The sequence below is a fragment of the Bacillus sp. J41TS8 genome, assembly GCF_018333035.1.
GTDB lineage: Bacteria > Bacillota > Bacilli > Bacillales > Bacillaceae > Bacillus > Bacillus paralicheniformis.
The window spans coordinates 523,235-542,585 of record NZ_BORF01000001.1; the positions used below are offsets into that span (position 1 = coordinate 523,235).

Sequence of the window (19,351 nt, forward strand, 5' to 3'; positions counted from 1 at the left end):
AATAAAACGCCCCTTCGCAAAAACGAAGGGACGATAAAAATCGCGGTACCACCCTGCTTAAAAGAACGCATGGCCGCGCTCTTTTCACTCTCAATGATAACGGAAAAGCTTCCGTTCTTCTGCTACACAAAGCCCGGGAGGCTTTTTTCGCAAAAGCGGTTCGTGAGTGTAATTCAAACCATCCATATGTGCTGATTTTCACCGGCCATCAGCTCTCTAAGACAGGGAAGGATGCGTTTTACTGATCTCAGTCTTCACCTTTTGAATATTCGACTAAATCTTTTTTAACATAATATTTTTGCATTGTCAATGAGACATCAGTCTTCCATCGATGAGAGATCGCCTGCCGGAAGGTTCAGCTCCCAAGCTTTCAGGACGCGTCTCATGATCTTTCCGCTTCTTGTTTTCGGCAGTTTATCCTTGAATTCGATTTCCCTTGGCGCGGCGTGTGCGGCCAAACCTTGTTTCACGAACTGCCTGATTTCTTCTTTTAACGAATCTGACGGTTCATAACCGTCCCTCAAGGCGATAAATGCTTTAATAATTTCACCGCGGACGGGATCCGGTTTACCGATGACGCCTGCTTCAGCGACAGCTTGATGTTCAACAAGCTTGCTTTCGACTTCAAACGGGCCGACGCGCTCGCCCGATGTCATGATGACATCGTCGATCCTTCCCTGGAACCAGAAGTATCCGTCTTCATCCATGTAGGCGGAATCTCCTGACACATACCAATCCCCCGGCATAAAATAGGAGCTGTATTTTTCAGGATTGTTCCAGATTGAATGCATCATCGACGGCCAGCCTTTTTTAATGGCGAGATTTCCCATTCTGTAAGGAGGCAGTTCATTTCCCTGGTGATCGACGATTGCAGCCTCTACGCCTGGAATCGGCTTGCCCATCGATCCCGGTTTAATTTCCATGCACGGGTAATTGCAGATGAGCTGCGCTCCTGTTTCGGTCATCCACCATGTATCATGAATCCGGTTGCTGAAGACTTTATGCCCCCATCTGATGACTTCAGGATTTAACGGCTCCCCTACGCTTAAAATATGCCGTAATGAGCTCAGATTATATTTGTTTACGAGATCGTCGCCAGCACCCATCAGCATCCGAAAAGCCGTTGGCGCGCTGTACCATACCGTCACTTCCATTTTTTCAATCGTTTCGTACCATGCTTCGGGACTGAATCTGCCGCCTACGACAACATTCGTTGCTCCATTCAGCCACGGACCGAAGATCCCGTAGACCGTTCCGGTAACCCAGCCTGGATCAGCCGTGCACCAATAAATGTCATCGTCGTGCAGATCAAGAACCCATTTGGCTGTTTGATAATGCTGAATCATTGCTTTGTGGACGTGGAGAACCCCTTTTGGCGCGCCGGTCGAACCCGATGTATAGTGAAGCAGCATCCCGTCTTCCTGATCCATCCATTCAATCTCAAGATCAGTATCTGCTTCAGCCGCTTTCGCGTAATAATCGATGACAGCCCCTTCTTCCTTTACGCCTTCTCCAACGACAATGATTGATTCAAGATCCGGAAGTTCGCCGGCCGGCACCCGTTCAAGCAATTCCGGCGTCGTCACGATAACCTTCGCTCCGCTGTTTAAAAGCCTGTCTTTGACAGCGCCTTCCATAAATGCTTCAAACAACGGCCCGACGATCGCTCCCAATTTGACAGCGCCGAGAAGAATAAAATAAAGCTCGGGTGATCTCGGCATAAAAACAAACACACGGTCTCCCTTTCCCACATTGGCATGCTGCTTTAAGACATTCCCGGCTTTATTCGTTTCATTTTTCATCTCTCTGAAGGTGTACTTTTCTTCGCGGACCGGATCTTTGTAGTAAAATGCCACTTTATTTTTCAAATTTGACTCAGCGTGGCGGTCGATCGCTTCATAAGCTGCATTGATTTTTCCCGTTTTGTGCCATGAAAAATGTTTTTCGGAATCCTTCCAGTCAAATGTCCGGTATGCTTCATCATAGTCTTTCAAGTTGTAGTTTCCCTTTTCTGCTGGCAACGCTTTCAATTCCATGCCCATCCCCCTTTGTTCGCTCATCAAAATATATTATAGTATAGATTTTTTATTTTCTCAATTTTTAAAAAATACTCTTCCATCCTATGAAAACGCTTAATATTTTGGTATGTTATGTATAAAAGACTTCAACTAAGATGTAAGGCGGTGGATACGTGGAGCATCACAAAACTTATCATGCCAAAGAATTGCAGACAGAGAAAGGCTCCGTGCTGATAGAGGGCCCTATCAGTCCCGAAAAACTCGCACAATATGAATTTCACAACGAGCTTACAGCCTTTCGCCCATCTCAAAAACAACATGAAGCATTAATCGAAATCGCAGGGCTTCCCGAAGGACGGATCATCATCGCCCGTTTCCGGCAAACCATTGTCGGCTATGTGACATATGTTTATCCAGACCCGCTTGAAAGATGGTCTGAAGGAAACATGGAAAATTTAATTGAGCTTGGAGCCATCGAAGTCATTCCGGCGTTCAGAGGTCACTCTGTCGGGAAGACGCTGCTTGCGGTCAGCATGATGGATCCGCAGATGGAAAAATATATCATCATCACGACTGAATATTACTGGCATTGGGATCTAAAGGGGACTAATAAAGATGTTTGGGAATACAGAAAGATGATGGAGAAAATGATGAATGCCGGAGGGCTTGTCTGGTTTGCGACAGACGATCCGGAAATCAGCTCCCATCCCGCCAACTGTTTAATGGCCCGCATCGGAAAAGAGGTCAGTCAGGAGTCGATCGAGCGTTTTGACAGACTCAGATTCCACAATCGTTTTATGTATTAAGGGAGCAAAGGGGACCTGAATATGATTGTTGAAAAAATCATGAAACGGGATGTTGTGACACTTTCCAGAACGGATACGATTGAAGAAGCGATCAAACGCATGCGAACATTTCATATTAAACACCTTCCCGTCATCAATGAACGGGGAACGGTCATAGGCATCGTCACGGACAGGGACGTCAAAACAGCAAGTCCGAGTATTTTTGCCCAAAACAGATCTGACGAAGATTTAAAAAAGCCGGTGGAACTGATTATGTCAAAAGAAGTGATCACCGGTCACCCGCTTGATTTTGCCGAAGAAATATCAGCTATTTTTTTCGAACACGAAATCGGCTGCCTCCCGATCGTAAAAAACGGGAAGCTTGTCGGCATTGTGACAAAATCCGATTTGCTGCATACGTTCGTCCAGCTGACAGGAGCCCATTTTCCAGGCTCCCAAATCGAAATCAAAACCGATCATATCGCCCGTAGCCTCGCTGATATCAGCGCCATTTTCAGCAGGCGCCAAATCGCCATATTGAGCGTGCTCGTATATCCCGGTGATGAAGATGATTCGAAAATACTCGTGTTTCGCGTTCAAACAATGAATCCCGCCTCTATCATCAAAGACGTGAAGTCCAAAGGGTATCAGGTTCTTTGGCCGGCTGTTCAAAGGGATTTGCCATGAAGGACAGCGTATTTATTTTTTCTCCCTCTTACCAAACCTATCAATTTCATCAAGATCACCCGTTTAATCAGCTGCGAGTCTATGTAACATACGATCTTTTGAATACAGTCGGCGCATTTGAACCGGGAGAAACGATTGCTCCGCGCATAGCGACAGAAGCCGAGCTCGCCCTTGTTCACACAGGCGATTATATCAAGGCCGTCCAGCTTGCAGGGGCGGGAAAACTCCCGGCAGCCGAAAGCGAAAACTACGGGCTTGGAACAGAAGATACCCCTGTCTTTGCCGGGATGCACGAAGCCGCCTCCCTTTTGGTGGGCGGAACACTGACAGCTGCAGACTATGTCATGACGGGCAAAGCAAGACACGCCCTCAATCTCGGAGGCGGGCTTCACCACGGATTCAGAGGAAGAGCTTCAGGATTTTGCGTCTATAACGACAGTTCAGTTGTGATACGATATTTGCAGAAAAAATATCATGCGAAGGTTTTATATATTGATACGGACGCCCATCACGGCGACGGGGTGCAGTTTACGTTCTATGATGATCCTTCCGTGTGTACCGTCTCGATTCATGAAACCGGCCGCTACCTTTTCCCGGGAACGGGGCAAGTACAGGAAAGAGGTCATGGCGAAGGCTACGGCTACGCTTTTAATATCCCGCTCGATGCCTTCACAGAAGATGAGTCTTTTCTTGAATCCTACCGGACGGCTGTTTCTGAAATAGCCGAGTTTTTCAAACCGGACGTTATTTTGTCGCAAAACGGAGCTGACGCGCATTACTACGATCCGCTGACACACTTGTGCACGACGATGAAGATTTACGAAGAGATTCCAAAGCTCGCTCACGAACTTGCACACACCTATTGCAACGGAAGATGGATCGCTGTCGGCGGAGGCGGGTACGACATTTGGCGCGTCGTACCGAGGGCATGGGCAAGAATCTGGCTTGAAATGAAAGGAATGAAACCTGAGGATAAGATGCCTGAAAAATGGCTGAAAAAGTGGGGGAAGCAGGCATCTGTCCGACTTCCTGCCAACTGGTCCGACCCGGCAGATTTGTATCCTCCGATTCCAAGAAAATCCGAAATAACGGAAAAAAACGCCCAAACCGTTGCCAAAGCTCTTTATCCGATTCGCTCTGCCAAGCGCGCCACTTAATGCGAAAAATCCCAGCGTACAGAAAAGGCCTTGCTTTTATGCAAGACCTTGCTTTCTTCTCATTTATTTTTTTGCGATGACAATTTCAACGCGCCTGTTTTCCTTCATATGGCTCTCTGTGCGGTTGTCCTTGACCGGTTTTGTATCGGCATAACCGATGGCAAGAAAACGTGAAGAGTCGAGCTTTTCTTTCGACGTAAAGTAGCCGATCACAGTGCTCGCCCTTGCCGCAGAAAGCTCCCAATTGGATGGAAAACGGTAAGTCGAAATCGGGCGGCTGTCCGTATGCCCCTCCACACGGATCGGGTTGGACACTGATTTGAGAAGGACGGCGATTTTATGCAAAAGCGGGTGAGCCTGGTCTTTCAGATCCGCTTTTCCCGAATCAAACAAAACCGCTTCCTGAAGGACGAGGATGATGCCCCGTTCATCACGCTTGGCCGCAATCAAACTTGACAGTTCATTTTTTTCAATATAGTCGTTGATTTTCTTTAATAAATCTTCTTGGCTTTTTGCCGTTTTTTCAGCCTTCTGATCGTCCGCGTTTTCTTTTTTCAGCTCTGCGGCAGATTTGCCGTCGGCCCTGTCTTGAAATGAACCGACTGCTGCTTTAAATTTGTTTAAATCGATTTGCGACATCGAAAACAGTAAAATAAAGAACACGAGGATGAGCGTAATCAAATCCGAAAACGTGATGATCCAGTTTGACGATTTGCGACCCTGCTCGCGCTTTCTTCGTTCATGTCTAAGCTTCATGAGCCCTGTCCTTTTGTTTTATATGATCCGCCCGCTTTTTTGCCCATTCTTCTTTTGAACTGAAAACGACAAGCTGGCTTTCCAGATTTCGCGGATTTCTTCCCGACTGGATGCCGATGATGCCTTCGATCATGACCTGCTTCTTAAAGATTTCATTCTCCGTCTTTTCTTCAAGCTTTGCGGCGATCGGTATAAACAGCATGTTGGCTAAAAGGGATCCGTAAAGCGTCGTCAAAAGGGCGATCGCCATATTCGGACCGAGCGTTTCCGGCTTGTTCAGGTTTTTGAGCATCATGACGAGTCCGACAAGGGTTCCGATCATTCCCCATGCAGGGGCAAATTCCCCCGCTTTTTCAAAGATTCTTCTTCCCTTTCTGTGCCTTTCTTCCATCGCGGCGATTTCCGAGTTCATCACATTACGGATCGTCTCCTCGTCCCATCCGTCGATGGCAAGAAGCAGACCTTTTTTCAAAAACGGGTCTTTCATTTCATTGATATTGGCGTCCAATGATAAAATTCCTTGTTTGCGCGCCTGTTCAGACAGGCTGACAAAGGTTTTGACCAAGTCGCGTACATCGTCTTCTTCCGAAATAAAGACCTGCTTCAGCACAGCCGGCGCTCTTTTTAAATCTTTCGGGGAAAAGCTGATGAAAACAGCTGCACACAATCCGCCCGTCACGATAAAGAAAGACGTCAAATCGATAAATGAATAAAAACCGGAAAGCCCCGCTCCAGAGACAACGCCGATTACTAAAATGAAAATACCCAAAATCAAACCGACCGGTGTCAGATAATCAAATCGTTTCATTTTTTCATAATCTCTCCAGCTCATGGAAAAGAAAGCAAGCAATTCACGAAAAAAGCTGTGAACACTTGCTTTCTTTCTCGTTTATTTAATCATGATCATTTTGTTGATTGTCTGAGTTCAATGCGATGCGGCAGCTGGACAATATGCTCTTCGACTTCCTCTTTGTTCATCAGCTTTGTCAGAAGTCTCATCGCTACGGCACCGATATCATACGTCGGCTGGACGACAGTCGACAGCTGCGGCCGAACCATTAATGAAAGCCTTGTATTGTCAAAGCCGATCACTTCAAGGTCATCCGGAATAGCCAGTCCTTTATCCTGTGCTGCGTGAATAACGCCGAGTGCCATTTCGTCTGTCGCTGACAGGACGGCCGTCGGTTTTTCATCCAGCTTCATTAGCGCCTCCAGCGCTTCCATTCCTGAATCGTACGTATAATCGCCTTCTGCGACATACTCTTCTTTAAATGTCAGCCCCTTATCCTCAAGCGCTCTTTTAAAGCCTTGAAGTTTTTTCGCTTGATTGACCGGCTCAGTCATAGGTCCTGATACAAACGCAAGGCGCTTATGGCCTTTTTCAATCAGCATGGTAGCCGCATCATAAATCGCCTGTTCATAATCGATCGCAACCGACGGCGTTTCCCCTTTTTCTTCAACAGATGCCGCAAGCACGATCGGAACTGGTGACCGCTTAAACTCCTCCACATGCTCTTCAGTGACATTTCCACTCATAAAGACGATACCGTCAACTTGTTTTCCCAGCATCGTATTCAAAAGATGAAGTTCTTTGTCCATATTCTGGTCGGAGTTGCTCAAAATAATATTGTACTTGTACATCGTTGCGATATCTTCGATTCCCCTCGCCAGCTCTGAATAAAAGATGCTGGAAATATCGGGAATGATCACGCCGACAGTCGTCGTCTTTTTGCTTGCAAGGCCCCTTGCCACAGCATTTGGACGATAGCCAAGACGCTCGATAGCTTCAAGCACCTTCTTTCTCGTCGTCGGCTTGACGTTCGGATTCCCGTTCACAACCCTGGAAACGGTTGCCATACTTACATTTGCTTCGCGTGCTACATCATATATTGTCACATTACTCATTTTTACCACTCCTTCAACTGGGTACACTTTTCTTTTCCTATAGCATAAACATTTTCATGTAGAGAAATGTCAAAATGTAAAACTTTATATAAAATAAACAGAACTCAAGTTTACATTATTTTTCATAACCTGCCAAAACAAAAGGGGCTCTCTGAAATTATACACGGTTTTACCTAATATGAAAACGTTCCCTTTATTTTTATAATTAATTTAAATAAGAATAAACAGCTTTTTAATTAAAAATAAGACATTTTTTCGACAATTTTTGATGACAACTAAAAAAAGGACCGCTCGAAAGCGGTCCATAAACGAATCTTATGCTTTTACTTGAACGAGCGGCTTCAGTTCATTTAACCATTTTTCAAATGTCGGGATATCCATTTGCTGAGCAGAGTCGGAAAGCGCGACAGAAGGATCAGGGTGAACTTCGGCCATGACGCCGTCAGCTCCGATCGCAAGCGCTGCTTTTGCTGTCGGAAGCAGCAAGTCGCGGCGTCCGGTAGAATGAGTGACATCCACGAATACAGGAAGGTGAGTTTCCTGCTTCAGGATCGGCACAGCTGAGATATCAAGCGTATTTCTAGTCGCTGTCTCATACGTTCTGATTCCGCGTTCGCAAAGGATGATTTGATCATTGCCCTGTGACATGATGTACTCCGCTGCATTGATGAATTCCTTCAGCGTTGCGGCAAGTCCGCGCTTTAGCAGAACCGGCTTCTTCACTGAACCGGCGGCTTTTAAGAGCTCGAAGTTTTGCATGTTGCGGGCGCCGATTTGGATAACATCAATGTAATCAATGGCTTCTTCAATATGCTGCGGATTCACGATCTCACTGATGACGGCAAGATCATACTCATCAGCAACACGCTTTAAGATTTGCAGGCCTTCAACACCGAGGCCTTGGAAGTCGTACGGGCTTGTACGGGGTTTGAAGGCTCCGCCGCGAAGCAGTTTCAAGCCTTGCTTTTTAGCTGCGGCTGCAACTTCGGCTACTTGCTCATAGCTTTCAACTGCACACGGACCGACGATAAATCTTTGTTCTCCGTCGCCGATCTTTTCGCCTTTCAAATCAACGATCGTATTTTCAGGCTTTTTCTTGCGGGAAACGAGCAGTGCTTTGCTGTGATCGTCTTCCTGAAGCTCAAGTCCAGCTTTGAAAATCTCTTTGAAAATATGCTGGATCGTCGAGTTTTCAAACGGTCCGTCATTATTTTCAATAATTTCGTTCAGCATCGCTCTTTCTCTGACTGGATCGTAGCGGTTGATGCCTTGCGCTTCCTTCGCTTTTCCAATCTCCTGAACGATTCTTCCTCGCTCATTAATCAGCTTTAATATTTGCAAGTTTAATTCATTCGCCTGCTGCCTCAGCAAATCAAGTTCAGTGTTGCTCATGTTATCCATCCTTTCTTTTTAACTTCACCCTCTATGAGAATAAGAATGATTCAATTGATTAGGGTTTATTATAAACAATGTTTCTTAAAATGTCACGAAAAAATTCTTTATTACCAAAACGCTTTTAAGCGATAAAGCATTATATGCGGTTTATCCCTTGCTGTGCGGGTGTTTGTCGGAAGAATAAAAAAAAAGAATCCTGTTTGATTCTTTAACTTGATAACCTGTATATTCTCTGTATTGCGGTTTCGACGCTAAAAACCCTGTCATTCAAGGCAGCCGCCTTATCATCGGCATGTTCGACAATGTTCTCCGTAAATTGTCCGATGTTCTCGATGATCGTTTTCGGGAGCCTCTCCTGTCCTCTTTTCAGTTCATCTATATCTGTTTCAAGCCGATTCAGCCGCTTGTCCATTGCGTTTAAGCGGTTTTCTACTTTGTTTAAGCGCCCGTCTATTTCTTTGAAGCGCTTGTCGATTGCGTTAAAGCGCTTATCTACTTCAACGAAATGTGCGTCAACTTCATCGAAGCGCTTATCTACTTCAACGAAACGTGCGTCAACTTCATCGAAGCGCTTGTCGATCTCAACGAAGCGTGCGTCAACTTCATCGAAGCGCTTGTCGATCTCAGCGAAACGTGCGTCCACTTCATCGAAGCGCTTGTCGATCTCAGCGAAGCGTGCATCCACTTCATCGAAGCGCTTGTCGACCTCAACGAAGCGTGCGTCGATTTTGTCTAAGCGCTTGTCGATTCCATCAAGACGCTGATTGATCGGACTCAATTCTTCTTTTAGAACGGATTGAAGCATGTCCTTTAATTCTGTGTTCAAGTCATCACCTCCCGTTTTTTTAATTATAGCGTACAACCATTGATCAAACGATACATTTTCCTAAAAAGGCATTTCCATGAGGCAAAAGCATCATAACAACATAGAAAACGGCCAAAACGCTATACGTCTTGGCCGTTTTCACCTGCGGATTATCTGCTGTTTTCCGCAAGTGCTTGAGCTGTAATTTGCGAGTGGGAGGCGTGCCATTTCACGTTCCCGTTTGTAAAAATGAAGGCTTGAGGACTTTCGTGTTTAATTCCGTACTGCTCAGCGATATAGTTTGACAGCGGTCGGCTTTCCTGCACTTTTAAATAATAAGCCGGTATGTCTTCATGCTGATTGGCGAATGATTCAAATTCTTCAAACGCGCGCTTGCTGATCGGGCATGTCACACTATGTTTCAAAAAGATAAATGTATCGTTTTTTTCTGCAAGCTTTTTAAATTCATCCTCTGTTTGAATGAGCTGTTTCGACACGGTGATCTCCCTTTCCTCCATTATTTCTGGACGGTATCTGCTGTTTCCCTTGCTTCATCTTCTATTTCATTTTTGGCTTCTTCAGCCTGTTCTTCGATTTTAGACGATGCTTCTTCCTTTAGTTCATCAGCTTTTTCGGCACCTTTGTTTCGCAAGTCTTTGACTTTATCCATGATCTGTGAAGACTGGTCGGCAACAAGCTGTGAAATCGAAGATGTCTTCTCTTTGGCGATGCTGACGTATTCAGAACCTTTCTCCCTCGCTTCGCTTGTGAGCTTTCCAGTCTTATCTTTTAAAACGACAGCCTGATTTCCGAGGTCATCGCGAAGCTCTTTCCCTGACTTCGGCGCTAAAAATAAAGCTGCGGCTGCCCCGATGATTCCGCCTACAAACGTGCCGATTAAAAAATCCTTAGTATTCATTCCATCTTTACTCATAAATTATTCCTCCTTCATCTTCTTTTGTTTCCATCTATTCCAAATTTCCAAAGCTGCATTGCTCCAGCTGACAACTTGAGAAATTTTTTCACGGTTTTGCTCTGCGGCTGATGTAACGGACTCTGAAACCTGCTGAATGGAGCTGTTAAACTGCCTGACCGATGTGCCGACTTCCTGAACGGCATCCACGACCGTATTCAGCTTCAAAGATTTTTCCTGAATATCATCAGCGAGCCGGTTCGTCTTATTCAGGAGCTCTGTTGTTTCAGCGGTGATGCCTTTCATTTGTCCTTCAACACCTTCCAGCGTTGAGGCAACATGATTGAGTGTGACTTGAAGCGATTTTAATGTTTTTGATAAATAGATAACCAGAATAAGAAAGCTGACAGCAATGAGTGCGGCGCTTAAATATAGAATAATAATCATCTTATCCTCCTCGAGCTAAGGTCTTACAATTGATGTATACCCAATTGTTTAAATCGTAAACCTTTATATTTACTTTTTCTACACGCACAGGAGAATTCCTTTAACAGAAACTCCCGGCTCCATATGTACAAAAAAGCAGCGGATTGACTCACACTGCCTTTTTCTCATTATGCTAATACATTTTCATATGCTTTTAAATACTTTTGAATGTCACCTGCGCCCATGAAAATTAACACTGCATTTTCATGCTCCTTTAAAATCGATGTGTCATTTTCATCGATCAGCTTCGCCTGCGGGATTTTCTCCTGCAAATCGCCGATCGTCAGCTTTCCTGCATTTTCTCGGGCAGATCCGAATATATCGCAAAGATATACGTAATCGGCTTTCTTGAGGCTTTCGGCAAACTCATTCAGGAACGACTGCGTACGCGTAAATGTATGCGGTTGAAATACTGCGACAATGTCCCGTTCCGGATACTTCTGTCTGGCTGCTTCAATCGTCACCGTGATTTCAGTCGGATGATGGGCATAATCGTCAATCAACACTTGGCTGCCGGCATGTTTTTCGTTAAATCTGCGTTTAACGCCGCCAAAGGTTTGCAATCCTTCTTTAATGATATCGACATCGACCTGTTCATAATGGCAGAGTGCAATAACGGCCAAAGCGTTCAGAACGTTATGGCTGCCGTATGCCGGTATATAGAAGGTATCGTAGAATGTGTTCCTGACGAAAACATCGAACGTTGTGCCCTCGGTATTTTTGATGACATTTCTCGCCTGAAAATCGTTTTCCTCGGCAAAGCCGTAGTATACGACTGGAACGTTCGCATGGATTTTCATCAAATATTCGTCGTCGCCGCATGCGATAATTCCCTTGTTCACCTGTAATGCCATCGTTTGAAATGCGTCAAATACATCATCGATATTCGCGAAATAATCGGGATGATCAAAATCAATATTTGTCATGATCGCATAATCAGGCTGATAGCTCAGAAAATGCCTTCTGTATTCACAGGCTTCAAGCACAAAGTACTCGCTGTTTTCGCAGCCTTTTCCAGTCCCGTCTCCAATCAGATAAGATGTCGGTTTTGCTTTCTGGATGACATGGGATAAAAGACCCGTCGTTGACGTTTTGCCATGTGCCCCTGTCACGGCAATACTCGTAAATTTCTTCAGATAGTCACCGAGGAATTTATGATACCGCACGACTTGCAGGCCTTCGGCTCGCGCTTTTTCAATTTCAGGATGGGTGTCGGGAAAAGCATTTCCGGCAATAACAATCATTCCCGGCTTGATATTTTCCGGATCAAACGGATATATCGGGATATTTCTCTCCTCTAAAGCGGTTTGTGTAAAAATGTACTTTTCGATATCCGATCCTTGGACATTATATCCATTATCATGGAGAATTTGGGCAAGCGGACTCATACCTGTCCCTTTTATTCCGACAAAATGATAAACAGTCATAATTGTACCTCCAACAAACGTCTATCTGCTTCCCAGTATATGACGCTTATTTCAATTTGCAACCTAAGCTCGGCCGCATCGTTTTCTTCAAAGTCATCATTATATTCAGTATCAGACATTTTCAAGAGTGAATAAACCTCCTGCGTAAAGGATTTTTTTGAACCCTTTCACGGAAGTGCTCTTAAAAACGGATTAAAACGCCGCTGCCGGCGCTTTAATATGCGGCGCTCTAAAAAAAACACGCCCATCTGCTATCATACCATGTTTAGCCGAAAAGTGAACTACTTTCTATTAACTGTTCCAGGTCGGCCTTTGTAATCAGGACTTCTCTCGGCTTACTTCCTTTCGCCTCAGAAATCATGCCTTCCCTTTCCATCATATCGATTAATCTGGCAGCTCTGTTATAGCCGATGCGAAAGCGCCGCTGCAGGCTTGAAGTGCTGGCGCTGTTTTGTTCCACGGCAAATTCGCACGCTTCAAGAAACAGTTCATCCTGATCAAATCCGGCCGGATTTTGTCTGACCAATTGTTCTTGTTCAAATAAATAGTTCGGCTCCTGCTGCCGTCTGACATGTGAAACGACACGGTCAATCTCCCGGTCGGAAACAAAGTTGCCCTGCAGGCGGACCGGTTTGCCTGAACCGTTCTCCAGGAACAGCATATCCCCTTTTCCAAGCAGCTTTTCAGCTCCCGCCATATCGATAATCGTTCTTGAATCGACGGCGCTTGATACAGAAAACGCTATTCTTGTTGGTATATTGGCTTTAATCAAGCCGGTAATGACATCAACTGAAGGCCGCTGCGTCGCGATCAGAAGATGGATGCCGCACGCTCTTGCTTTTTGTGCGATTCGGCAGATGCTTTCTTCCACTTCATTCGGAGCGACCATCATTAAGTCGGCAAGTTCATCAATCACGACAACAAGATAAGGAAGTTTTTCACCCATGTTCTGTTCCCGGACCTTTTCATTAAATCGTTCAATTTCCCGAACACCGGAATGGGCAAATAATTCATAGCGCCGCTCCATTTCTTCGACAACCCATTTTAATGCAGCAGTTGCCGCTTTGGCATCTGTGATGACAGGACTGACGAGATGAGGAATTTTATTATACGGAGCAAGCTCCACCATCTTAGGATCGATAAGCAGAAGCTTGACATCCCTCGGCGCCGATTTGAACAGCAGACTGACTAAGATCGTGTTGATGCATACGCTTTTCCCTGATCCCGTAGCCCCGGCAATCAACCCGTGGGGCATTTTTTTCAGATCTGCCACGACGGGCTTTCCGGAAATGTCGAGTCCGAGGGCTGCGGTCAGAGGGGACGGATTCGTTCTGAATTCCGAACTTCTGATCATTTCGCGCAAATAAACCATTTTACTATGCAGATTCGGCACTTCAATTCCGATCGTATTTTTTCCCGGAATCGGCGCTTCGATCCGAATATCTTTCGCTGACAGGCTGAGTTTAATATCATCTGACAGATTTGTAATTTTGTTTACTTTCACTCCGGGTTCAGGATGCACCTCAAATCTTGTCACAGAAGGCCCCTGGGTGACATGAACGACATTTGCTTTGACATTGAAGTTCTCAAGCGTGACGTCCAACAGCTCGCGCTGCTCGTGTATCCAGGCCTGATCATCCTGCTTTTGCGCCGGAGGCACATCAAGCAAAGACATATTCGGGAACTGATATCCTTGAGGCGCTTTTTCTTTTTGTTTATCTGATGCAAGCATCATGACATTAAACGGAACAGAGCCTTTCTTCGATCCCGGAGCAGCTCCTGTTTCCCGTTTCCGCGGAGCCTCAGGCCGCCCCTCAACTGTCCCTGTACTCTCCCGGTCCTGTTCGCTGTTTTCGGGTTCACCCGCGCTTGACGCTGTCTCTTCCGGTTCCGGTGAAAATGATGCATGCTCATGTCTCCAGCCAGCCTGGCTGCTTCCGCTTGTTTCTTCACGAGCGTCAGCCGGCGTGTTGGAATCTGTCCGGTTTTTGTTATCGGAAGGACCATCGCTCTGGTCGGATACTTCAGAACTGCGGCCAGTGTACTGCTTTTCTGGAATTGAAGCTTCCGGGTCAGGCAGCATTTCGTCCGAGCCGTTAGTCTCCCCATGTTCTTCTACGATGGTTTCTGCATCCTCTGCAGTTTCCTTCTCTTCTCCGGTTTCCTCGATCTGATCCAAAAGCTTTTCGATTTGTTCCGGCGTTTGCTCGGCGGGAATTGCTTCTTCTTCCGTTATGTTCCATGATGCGGTGGCTGTCTCTTCTTCAGCTTCATACCGCAGCGCTTTCTCTTCGGCAAGCCCGCCGCCTTCTGTCATTCGCTCTTGGCGGATTTCCGTTTCTTCCGGAGTATGCGTTGAGACAGAGGTTTCCGTTCGTTCGGATTCATGCCGCAGCGCTTTCTCTTCGGCGAGCCCAGAGTCTTCTGTCATTCGCTCTTGGCGGATTTCCGTTTCTTCCGGAGTACGTGTTGAGACAGGGGTTTCCGTTCGTTCGGATTCATGCCGCAGCACTTTTTCTTCAGCGGCTTCGCCACCTTCTGTGATTTGCTCTCGGCGGAAATCCGTTTCCTCCGACATATGCGGGACATCTTCAAATTCGGCTCGCCATGTCGGATTGCGACTCTCGCTTTTAGTCAGCGGACGGCCGTTCTTTTCAGTTTGCAAGGAAGGTTCTTCTCGTACCGGCTGCTTATTTCCGGCAACCTTCTGCTCTTTTTCAATTTCTTCGTTAAACAGCGTGACACGCGCTTCCATTTGTTTGTTTGCACGATATGTATAATTTTCCGGTTTGGCTCTTTTCTGTTCATGAAAGCCGTAAACCGGTGACGGGATGACGGACGGCCTAAAGGGTTTTTTCGCCGCTTTCTCTTCATGATGATAGGAATTTCCGGGTTTCGGCTGAGAAGCTGTGTGCCGGCCTGCCGGGCGGCGGGTCCTTTGTTCGCGGCTGTCATCCTTTTCCCGCGGCCGCGAGTTTTGATCAGGTATAACCGGGAAGCGGAATTTCCCTTTTGGATATTCATATACGACTTTTGCGTCGGAAATTTGCGGCATTTCTTCTTCTTTCTCTATAAATGAATCCGCCTCAAACTCTTCTATGTGCTTTTTTTGTTTTTCATTATCTTCATCATCGCCTAAAAACAGGCTGAACATTTTATTAAACCAGCTCATGAATCATCACTCTCTAACTCCCTTAAATTTTTCGGGGACGGTTTTAAGTATACCACTGCTTCCCCACCCAGAAAAGGACAAGTCCTTCTCATGTGTCCGCCCTCCGAATAAAAAAGCCGCCAAGTTTGTCTACCCAGCGGCTTCTTTTTTACATCTATTCGAAAGTTTTGTTCATTTTATGCCGTTAAAATGTAAAAGCTTCTCCTGCTTTACGGCTGTCATCAAGGACAAGAATGCCTTTTTCCTTCGGCGCGTCTGGGAGGTTCAGTTCCTTGGCAGAACAAATCATACCGCTTGACGCCACTCCGCGAAGTTCCGCATCTTTAATAATCATACCGCTCGGCATCACGGCTCCAACTTTGGCTACGACGACTTTTTGGCCGGCTTCAACATTAGGAGCTCCGCAGACGATTTGCAGCGTCTCGCTCCCTGCATTCACTTTGCAGACACTCAGTTTATCGGCATTCGGATGCTTTTCTTTTTCTTCGACATATCCGACTACAAACTTCGGAGAAAGATCGACGGTCAGCTCATCTTTCAAACCGTTGCGGACCAGAATTTCATTCACATCCTGGACAAAGGATTCGGAAAGCGCAACAGCTCCGCTTTCCTCAATGCTCACATATGAGGAGACATTAAAAATGTTATAGCCAGCTGTTTCCTTTGTGTCTTTATGAAAAATTTTCACGACGTCTCCGCAGCGCTCAAAAGCGATCTCTTCGCGCGGAATATCGTTCAATGAGATGAGCAGCGTATCGCCTACGCCTTCTGGATTATAAAATGCGTTCATGAGAAAAATTCCTTTCTATCATTTCTTTTTAGGGCGGTTTTTAGCCAGAATAAAGATCGGTTCAAGCTTTCCATCCTCATAAAGGAAAGAAAGCGCAGTGATCGGCACTGTTCCGTTTGCAAAAAAGCTCATCGACATTTGACCGAGAATATCGTATCCGGCATTGTTGCGGATGTCGGCAATAATCAGCACATCCTGGTGCGGGATTGACACCGCCAGTGTCCCTTCCGCGCTTTTCTCATACTCTGCGAGAATCGATTCGTTCAACACCCTGCTGGCGTCATAGCCGTCATTTGCTCTGAAAAAGTAGAAGTGATTGCCGGCGACTGCGTCTTCTTTGACAACGGTTTGGAGCGAGCGAAGGTTAAAGGAAGCCGTTTCCCGAATCCTTTCCTTTGTCCAGCCCTCTTTTTCAAGCATTTTTTCGTCGATCAGCCGGTATGTGTTGCCAAGATCGAGCGCGTAGTATATTCGTGTTTCAGCCGTGTGGCCGTCAAAAATCAAGGGAACGCCTGCACTGGATTTCTCGGGAAAGGAAGTCGATCGGATGACGGGATAGATGAGACTTTCCCGCCCTTCCATTTCCTGCGACTGGCCTTTCATGGCATTGAGTGCTTCCTCAGTATAATAGACGACTTCGTCAATCGCATCATCTTTTTTCTGCTCCCATTTGGCGATGATCCCCGGGAGTTCGAGTGTAATGCCTTTTCCTGTATTTTTATCCTCGATTCTCAAGGTGTCTTTTTCCCTGTCGAAATGAAAGGACCAGTTGTCATTTTGCAAACGTTTTTTTAATATATCGGAAAGTTTCCTTGACGTCATTTTCATAGAGGAACTCTCCTTTCGGCTACTTATTCAGGGAATCTGTCAAAAATTGCTCGATTTCCTCTTTCGTTTTTCGGTCTTTGCTGACAAAGCGGCTGATTTCGTTTCCTTCTTTAAATACGAGGAAGCTCGGGATTCCGAAAATGTCCCACTCCGCGCACGTATCAATAAATTTGTCACGGTCAACATAATAGAATGTAAATTCCGGATAGTTCGCCTCAAGCTCGGGCAAAAACGGTTCTACAAAACGGCAGTCCGGGCACCAGTCAGCCGAAAACATCAACAAGGATAAATCGTCTTTCACAACTTTTTGCAGTTCTTCATTCGTCTCGATTGTTTTCATCACTCAACGCCTCCAATATATGTTCTTATCATCCATTCGGATCATACCAGACAACCGGCTCCATATCCAGCCTTTTGCTGTCCACCTGCTTTTTTAAAAGATGGACGATTCTTTATGTATCTTACCCGTTTTAAAAAGGGAAAATCTTAACGATCCGATCCTCTTTCATATCATAAGCATAATTTTTTTGCTTTATCAAGCCATTCTCGTTTAACATGGTAAGTAATAGGGTAAAAATATCCGTTAAGGCGCCTTGCGCCGTGATCCCATGACAGTCAGGAGGAGCATGTATGGAATTTATCGTTTATCTTGCCGGAGAAATACATAGCAATTGGCGTGAAGAAGTGAAGGAAAAAGCAAAATCGCTCAAGCTGCCGATCACGTTTGTCGGACCGATGGAAAATCACGACCGCTCCGACAACATCGGTGAAGAAATTATGGGCAAGCAGGCTGATTCGATCGCGAAAGATGATGCAGCCTCGGATTTGAATAATTTTCGAACTTCCGTTTTAATGAACAAAGCGGATGTGGTCATCGCTCTTTTCGGGGAAAAATACAAGCAATGGAACACGGCGATGGATGCTTCATACGCGATTGCCAAAGGCAAGCCGCTGATCATCATCCGTCCTGAGTCACTCCATCATCCGTTAAAAGAACTGTCAAACAAAGCGAACATTACCGTAGAAACTGTCAATCAGGCGATTAAATCGTTGTCGTACGTATTTGAAAGCCGGTAGCTGTATCATCAAAAAGAGACCCTGTGCGTAAAGCGGCACAGGGTCTCTTTGTTCAATCATTTCGCAAAATCGATTGTACGGCAGAACTGTCGCAAGCTTTGACAAGCTTGAGCAGCAATTCTTTTGCAGCAAGGTAGTCATCAACGTGGATAATGGAAGCAGATGTATGGATATATCTTGAACAAATGCCGATCACGGCCGAAGGAACGCCTTCATTTGAGATGTGAACACGACCGGCATCGGTTCCTCCAGGGGAAACAAAATATTGATACGGGATGTCATGAGTCTCTGCCGTATCCAGCACAAAATTTCTCATTTCGCTGTGCGTCACCATCGTCCGGTCGAAAATCCTTAACAACACCCCTTTGCCGAGCTGGCCAAATTGATTTTTGTCGCCGCTCGCATCGTTTGCCGGACTTGCATCAAGCGCGAAAAACAAGTCAGGCTGTATCATATTGGCCGCAGTTTGCGCGCCTCTTGTGCCGAGCTCTTCCTGAACGGTCGCGCCTGAGTAAAGCGTGTTCGGAAGTTCTGCTCCTTGCATTTCTTTCAGCAACTCAATGCTGAGTCCGCAGCCGTAGCGGTTATCCCATGCTTTCGCCATGATCTTCTTTTCATTTGCCATCGGGGTAAACGGACAGATCGGCACGATTTGCTGGCCTGGTTTGACACCGATGCGTTCGGCATCTTCCCTGTCATCCGCACCAATATCAATCATCATGTTTTTGATATCCATTGGACGTCTCCTCTGCTCATCTGTTAAAAGATGAGGAGGCGTGCTCGCGATGACGCCGGGGATCGGCCCGTTGTCCGTATGGATTTCCACCCGCTGAGCCAATAAAACCTGGCTCCACCAGCCGCCCAGTGTTTGAAACCGAAGCAGTCCGTTGTCTGTGATTGATGTCACCATAAATCCCACTTCATCCATATGGCCGGCCACCATAATTTTCGGACTGTCTTCAGGTCCATGTTTAACGCCGAACACGCTTCCCAGTCTGTCCTGGAGGATCTCATCAGCATATTTTTCAAGCTCTTTTTTCATGAAACGGCGGACTAGATGTTCATTTCCCGGGGCGCCGGGGAGCTCCGTCAGCGTTTGAAAAAGCGTTCTCGTTTCCTGATTCATCTGTTTCCCTCTTTTCTTATGTAT

The 19,351-nt window shown here is 46.0% G+C and carries 19 protein-coding genes and 1 other annotated feature; of the genes, 4 read left to right on the top strand and 15 right to left on the bottom strand.

What is annotated here, in order from left to right:
* Nucleotides 1-23 precede the first annotated feature (23 nt).
* Nucleotides 24-264 (bottom strand) — a binding site (T-box leader).
* Between the two features lie 53 nt (nucleotides 265-317).
* Nucleotides 318-2,036: an acetate--CoA ligase gene (gene acsA, locus KI350_RS02775; RefSeq protein WP_026579069.1), complete on the bottom strand. Its 1,719-nt coding sequence runs from the start codon at nucleotides 2,034-2,036 to the stop codon at nucleotides 318-320.
* Nucleotides 2,037-2,191: 155 nt separating this feature from the next.
* On the opposite strand from acsA, the gene KI350_RS02780 reads away from it, so the two are divergent.
* The 3 genes from KI350_RS02780 to KI350_RS02790 are packed head-to-tail and all read left to right on the top strand — an operon-like array spanning nucleotide 2,192 to nucleotide 4,647.
* Nucleotides 2,192-2,824 (top strand): GNAT family N-acetyltransferase, encoded by a 633-nt coding sequence (locus tag KI350_RS02780; RefSeq protein ID WP_026579068.1) that lies wholly within the window; start codon nucleotides 2,192-2,194, stop codon nucleotides 2,822-2,824.
* A gap of 21 nt (nucleotides 2,825-2,845) precedes the next feature.
* Entirely contained in the window at nucleotides 2,846-3,490 is a 645-nt protein-coding gene (locus KI350_RS02785) for an acetoin utilization AcuB family protein (RefSeq protein WP_020452601.1), read from the top strand.
* Nucleotides 3,487-4,647 carry an acetoin utilization protein AcuC gene (locus tag KI350_RS02790; protein ID WP_026579066.1) on the top strand — a complete coding sequence of 387 codons (1,161 nt, stop codon included), beginning with the start codon at nucleotides 3,487-3,489 and terminating at the stop codon, nucleotides 4,645-4,647. The genes KI350_RS02785 and KI350_RS02790 overlap by 4 nt, the downstream gene beginning before the upstream one ends.
* Nucleotides 4,648-4,710: 63 nt before the next feature.
* On the opposite strand, the gene motS is transcribed toward KI350_RS02790, so the two are convergent.
* The 13 genes from motS to KI350_RS02855 form a co-directional block, all read right to left on the bottom strand.
* Entirely contained in the window at nucleotides 4,711-5,403 is a 693-nt protein-coding gene (gene motS, locus KI350_RS02795; RefSeq protein WP_020452603.1) for a flagellar motor protein MotS, read from the bottom strand.
* A complete protein-coding gene (motP, locus tag KI350_RS02800; RefSeq protein WP_020452604.1) occupies nucleotides 5,393-6,211 on the bottom strand; it encodes a flagellar motor protein MotP in 819 nt (272 codons plus the stop codon). Before motP ends, motS begins: the two co-directional genes overlap by 11 nt.
* A gap of 95 nt (nucleotides 6,212-6,306) precedes the next feature.
* Nucleotides 6,307-7,308 (bottom strand): catabolite control protein A, encoded by a 1,002-nt coding sequence (ccpA, locus tag KI350_RS02805; protein WP_020452605.1) that lies wholly within the window; start codon nucleotides 7,306-7,308, stop codon nucleotides 6,307-6,309.
* A 315-nt stretch (nucleotides 7,309-7,623) separates the two neighbouring features.
* A complete protein-coding gene (locus KI350_RS02810; RefSeq protein WP_003184447.1) occupies nucleotides 7,624-8,700 on the bottom strand; it encodes a bifunctional 3-deoxy-7-phosphoheptulonate synthase/chorismate mutase in 1,077 nt (358 codons plus the stop codon).
* A 211-nt stretch (nucleotides 8,701-8,911) separates the two neighbouring features.
* Nucleotides 8,912-9,529: a hypothetical protein gene (locus tag KI350_RS22900; protein WP_020452606.1), complete on the bottom strand. Its 618-nt coding sequence runs from the start codon at nucleotides 9,527-9,529 to the stop codon at nucleotides 8,912-8,914.
* A gap of 149 nt (nucleotides 9,530-9,678) precedes the next feature.
* Nucleotides 9,679-10,005 (bottom strand): bacillithiol system redox-active protein YtxJ, encoded by a 327-nt coding sequence (gene ytxJ / locus KI350_RS02820; RefSeq protein WP_059231772.1) that lies wholly within the window; start codon nucleotides 10,003-10,005, stop codon nucleotides 9,679-9,681.
* A gap of 20 nt (nucleotides 10,006-10,025) precedes the next feature.
* A complete protein-coding gene (locus tag KI350_RS02825) occupies nucleotides 10,026-10,442 on the bottom strand; it encodes a YtxH domain-containing protein (protein ID WP_059231758.1) in 417 nt (138 codons plus the stop codon).
* A gap of 3 nt (nucleotides 10,443-10,445) precedes the next feature.
* Nucleotides 10,446-10,868 carry a DUF948 domain-containing protein gene (locus KI350_RS02830; RefSeq protein ID WP_059231756.1) on the bottom strand — a complete coding sequence of 141 codons (423 nt, stop codon included), beginning with the start codon at nucleotides 10,866-10,868 and terminating at the stop codon, nucleotides 10,446-10,448.
* Between the two features lie 167 nt (nucleotides 10,869-11,035).
* Nucleotides 11,036-12,334: a UDP-N-acetylmuramate--L-alanine ligase gene (gene murC, locus KI350_RS02835; protein ID WP_023855512.1), complete on the bottom strand. Its 1,299-nt coding sequence runs from the start codon at nucleotides 12,332-12,334 to the stop codon at nucleotides 11,036-11,038.
* A 265-nt stretch (nucleotides 12,335-12,599) separates the two neighbouring features.
* Nucleotides 12,600-15,506 (bottom strand): DNA translocase FtsK, encoded by a 2,907-nt coding sequence (locus KI350_RS02840; protein ID WP_039072917.1) that lies wholly within the window; start codon nucleotides 15,504-15,506, stop codon nucleotides 12,600-12,602.
* Between the two features lie 184 nt (nucleotides 15,507-15,690).
* Nucleotides 15,691-16,296 carry a YtpR family tRNA-binding protein gene (gene ytpR, locus KI350_RS02845; protein ID WP_039072918.1) on the bottom strand — a complete coding sequence of 202 codons (606 nt, stop codon included), beginning with the start codon at nucleotides 16,294-16,296 and terminating at the stop codon, nucleotides 15,691-15,693.
* 18 nt (nucleotides 16,297-16,314) lie between these two features.
* Nucleotides 16,315-17,124 carry a DUF1444 domain-containing protein gene (locus KI350_RS02850; RefSeq protein WP_020452613.1) on the bottom strand — a complete coding sequence of 270 codons (810 nt, stop codon included), beginning with the start codon at nucleotides 17,122-17,124 and terminating at the stop codon, nucleotides 16,315-16,317.
* Nucleotides 17,125-17,143: 19 nt separating this feature from the next.
* The gene (locus KI350_RS02855; protein WP_003184462.1) at nucleotides 17,144-17,464 is read right to left on the bottom strand and encodes a thioredoxin family protein; all 321 of its coding nucleotides are present in this window, start codon (nucleotides 17,462-17,464) and stop codon (nucleotides 17,144-17,146) included.
* A gap of 290 nt (nucleotides 17,465-17,754) precedes the next feature.
* Here KI350_RS02855 and KI350_RS02860 point away from each other — a divergent pair, with 290 nt between their 5' ends.
* The gene (locus KI350_RS02860; RefSeq protein WP_020452614.1) at nucleotides 17,755-18,201 is read left to right on the top strand and encodes a YtoQ family protein; all 447 of its coding nucleotides are present in this window, start codon (nucleotides 17,755-17,757) and stop codon (nucleotides 18,199-18,201) included.
* Between the two features lie 52 nt (nucleotides 18,202-18,253).
* Here the strand turns inward: KI350_RS02860 and KI350_RS02865 are convergent, their stop codons facing one another.
* The gene (locus tag KI350_RS02865; protein WP_039072919.1) at nucleotides 18,254-19,327 is read right to left on the bottom strand and encodes a M42 family metallopeptidase; all 1,074 of its coding nucleotides are present in this window, start codon (nucleotides 19,325-19,327) and stop codon (nucleotides 18,254-18,256) included.
* Nucleotides 19,328-19,351: the final 24 nt, after the last annotated feature.

Coding starts and splice junctions, on each gene's coding strand:
- acsA (WP_026579069.1), bottom strand. CDS start 2,036: ATGGAATTGAAAGCGTTGCCAGCAGAAAAGGGAAACTACAACTTGAAA.
- KI350_RS02785 (WP_020452601.1), top strand. CDS start 2,846: ATGATTGTTGAAAAAATCATGAAACGGGATGTTGTGACACTTTCCAGA.
- KI350_RS02790 (WP_026579066.1), top strand. CDS start 3,487: ATGAAGGACAGCGTATTTATTTTTTCTCCCTCTTACCAAACCTATCAA.
- motS (WP_020452603.1), bottom strand. CDS start 5,403: ATGAAGCTTAGACATGAACGAAGAAAGCGCGAGCAGGGTCGCAAATCG.
- motP (WP_020452604.1), bottom strand. CDS start 6,211: ATGAAACGATTTGATTATCTGACACCGGTCGGTTTGATTTTGGGTATT.
- ccpA (WP_020452605.1), bottom strand. CDS start 7,308: ATGAGTAATGTGACAATATATGATGTAGCACGCGAAGCAAATGTAAGT.
- KI350_RS02810 (WP_003184447.1), bottom strand. CDS start 8,700: ATGAGCAACACTGAACTTGATTTGCTGAGGCAGCAGGCGAATGAATTA.
- KI350_RS02825 (WP_059231758.1), bottom strand. CDS start 10,442: ATGAGTAAAGATGGAATGAATACTAAGGATTTTTTAATCGGCACGTTT.
- KI350_RS02830 (WP_059231756.1), bottom strand. CDS start 10,868: ATGATTATTATTCTATATTTAAGCGCCGCACTCATTGCTGTCAGCTTT.
- murC (WP_023855512.1), bottom strand. CDS start 12,334: ATGACTGTTTATCATTTTGTCGGAATAAAAGGGACAGGTATGAGTCCG.
- KI350_RS02840 (WP_039072917.1), bottom strand. CDS start 15,506: ATGAGCTGGTTTAATAAAATGTTCAGCCTGTTTTTAGGCGATGATGAA.
- ytpR (WP_039072918.1), bottom strand. CDS start 16,296: ATGAACGCATTTTATAATCCAGAAGGCGTAGGCGATACGCTGCTCATC.
- KI350_RS02850 (WP_020452613.1), bottom strand. CDS start 17,124: ATGAAAATGACGTCAAGGAAACTTTCCGATATATTAAAAAAACGTTTG.
- KI350_RS02855 (WP_003184462.1), bottom strand. CDS start 17,464: ATGAAAACAATCGAGACGAATGAAGAACTGCAAAAAGTTGTGAAAGAC.
- KI350_RS02860 (WP_020452614.1), top strand. CDS start 17,755: ATGGAATTTATCGTTTATCTTGCCGGAGAAATACATAGCAATTGGCGT.
- KI350_RS02865 (WP_039072919.1), bottom strand. CDS start 19,327: ATGAATCAGGAAACGAGAACGCTTTTTCAAACGCTGACGGAGCTCCCC.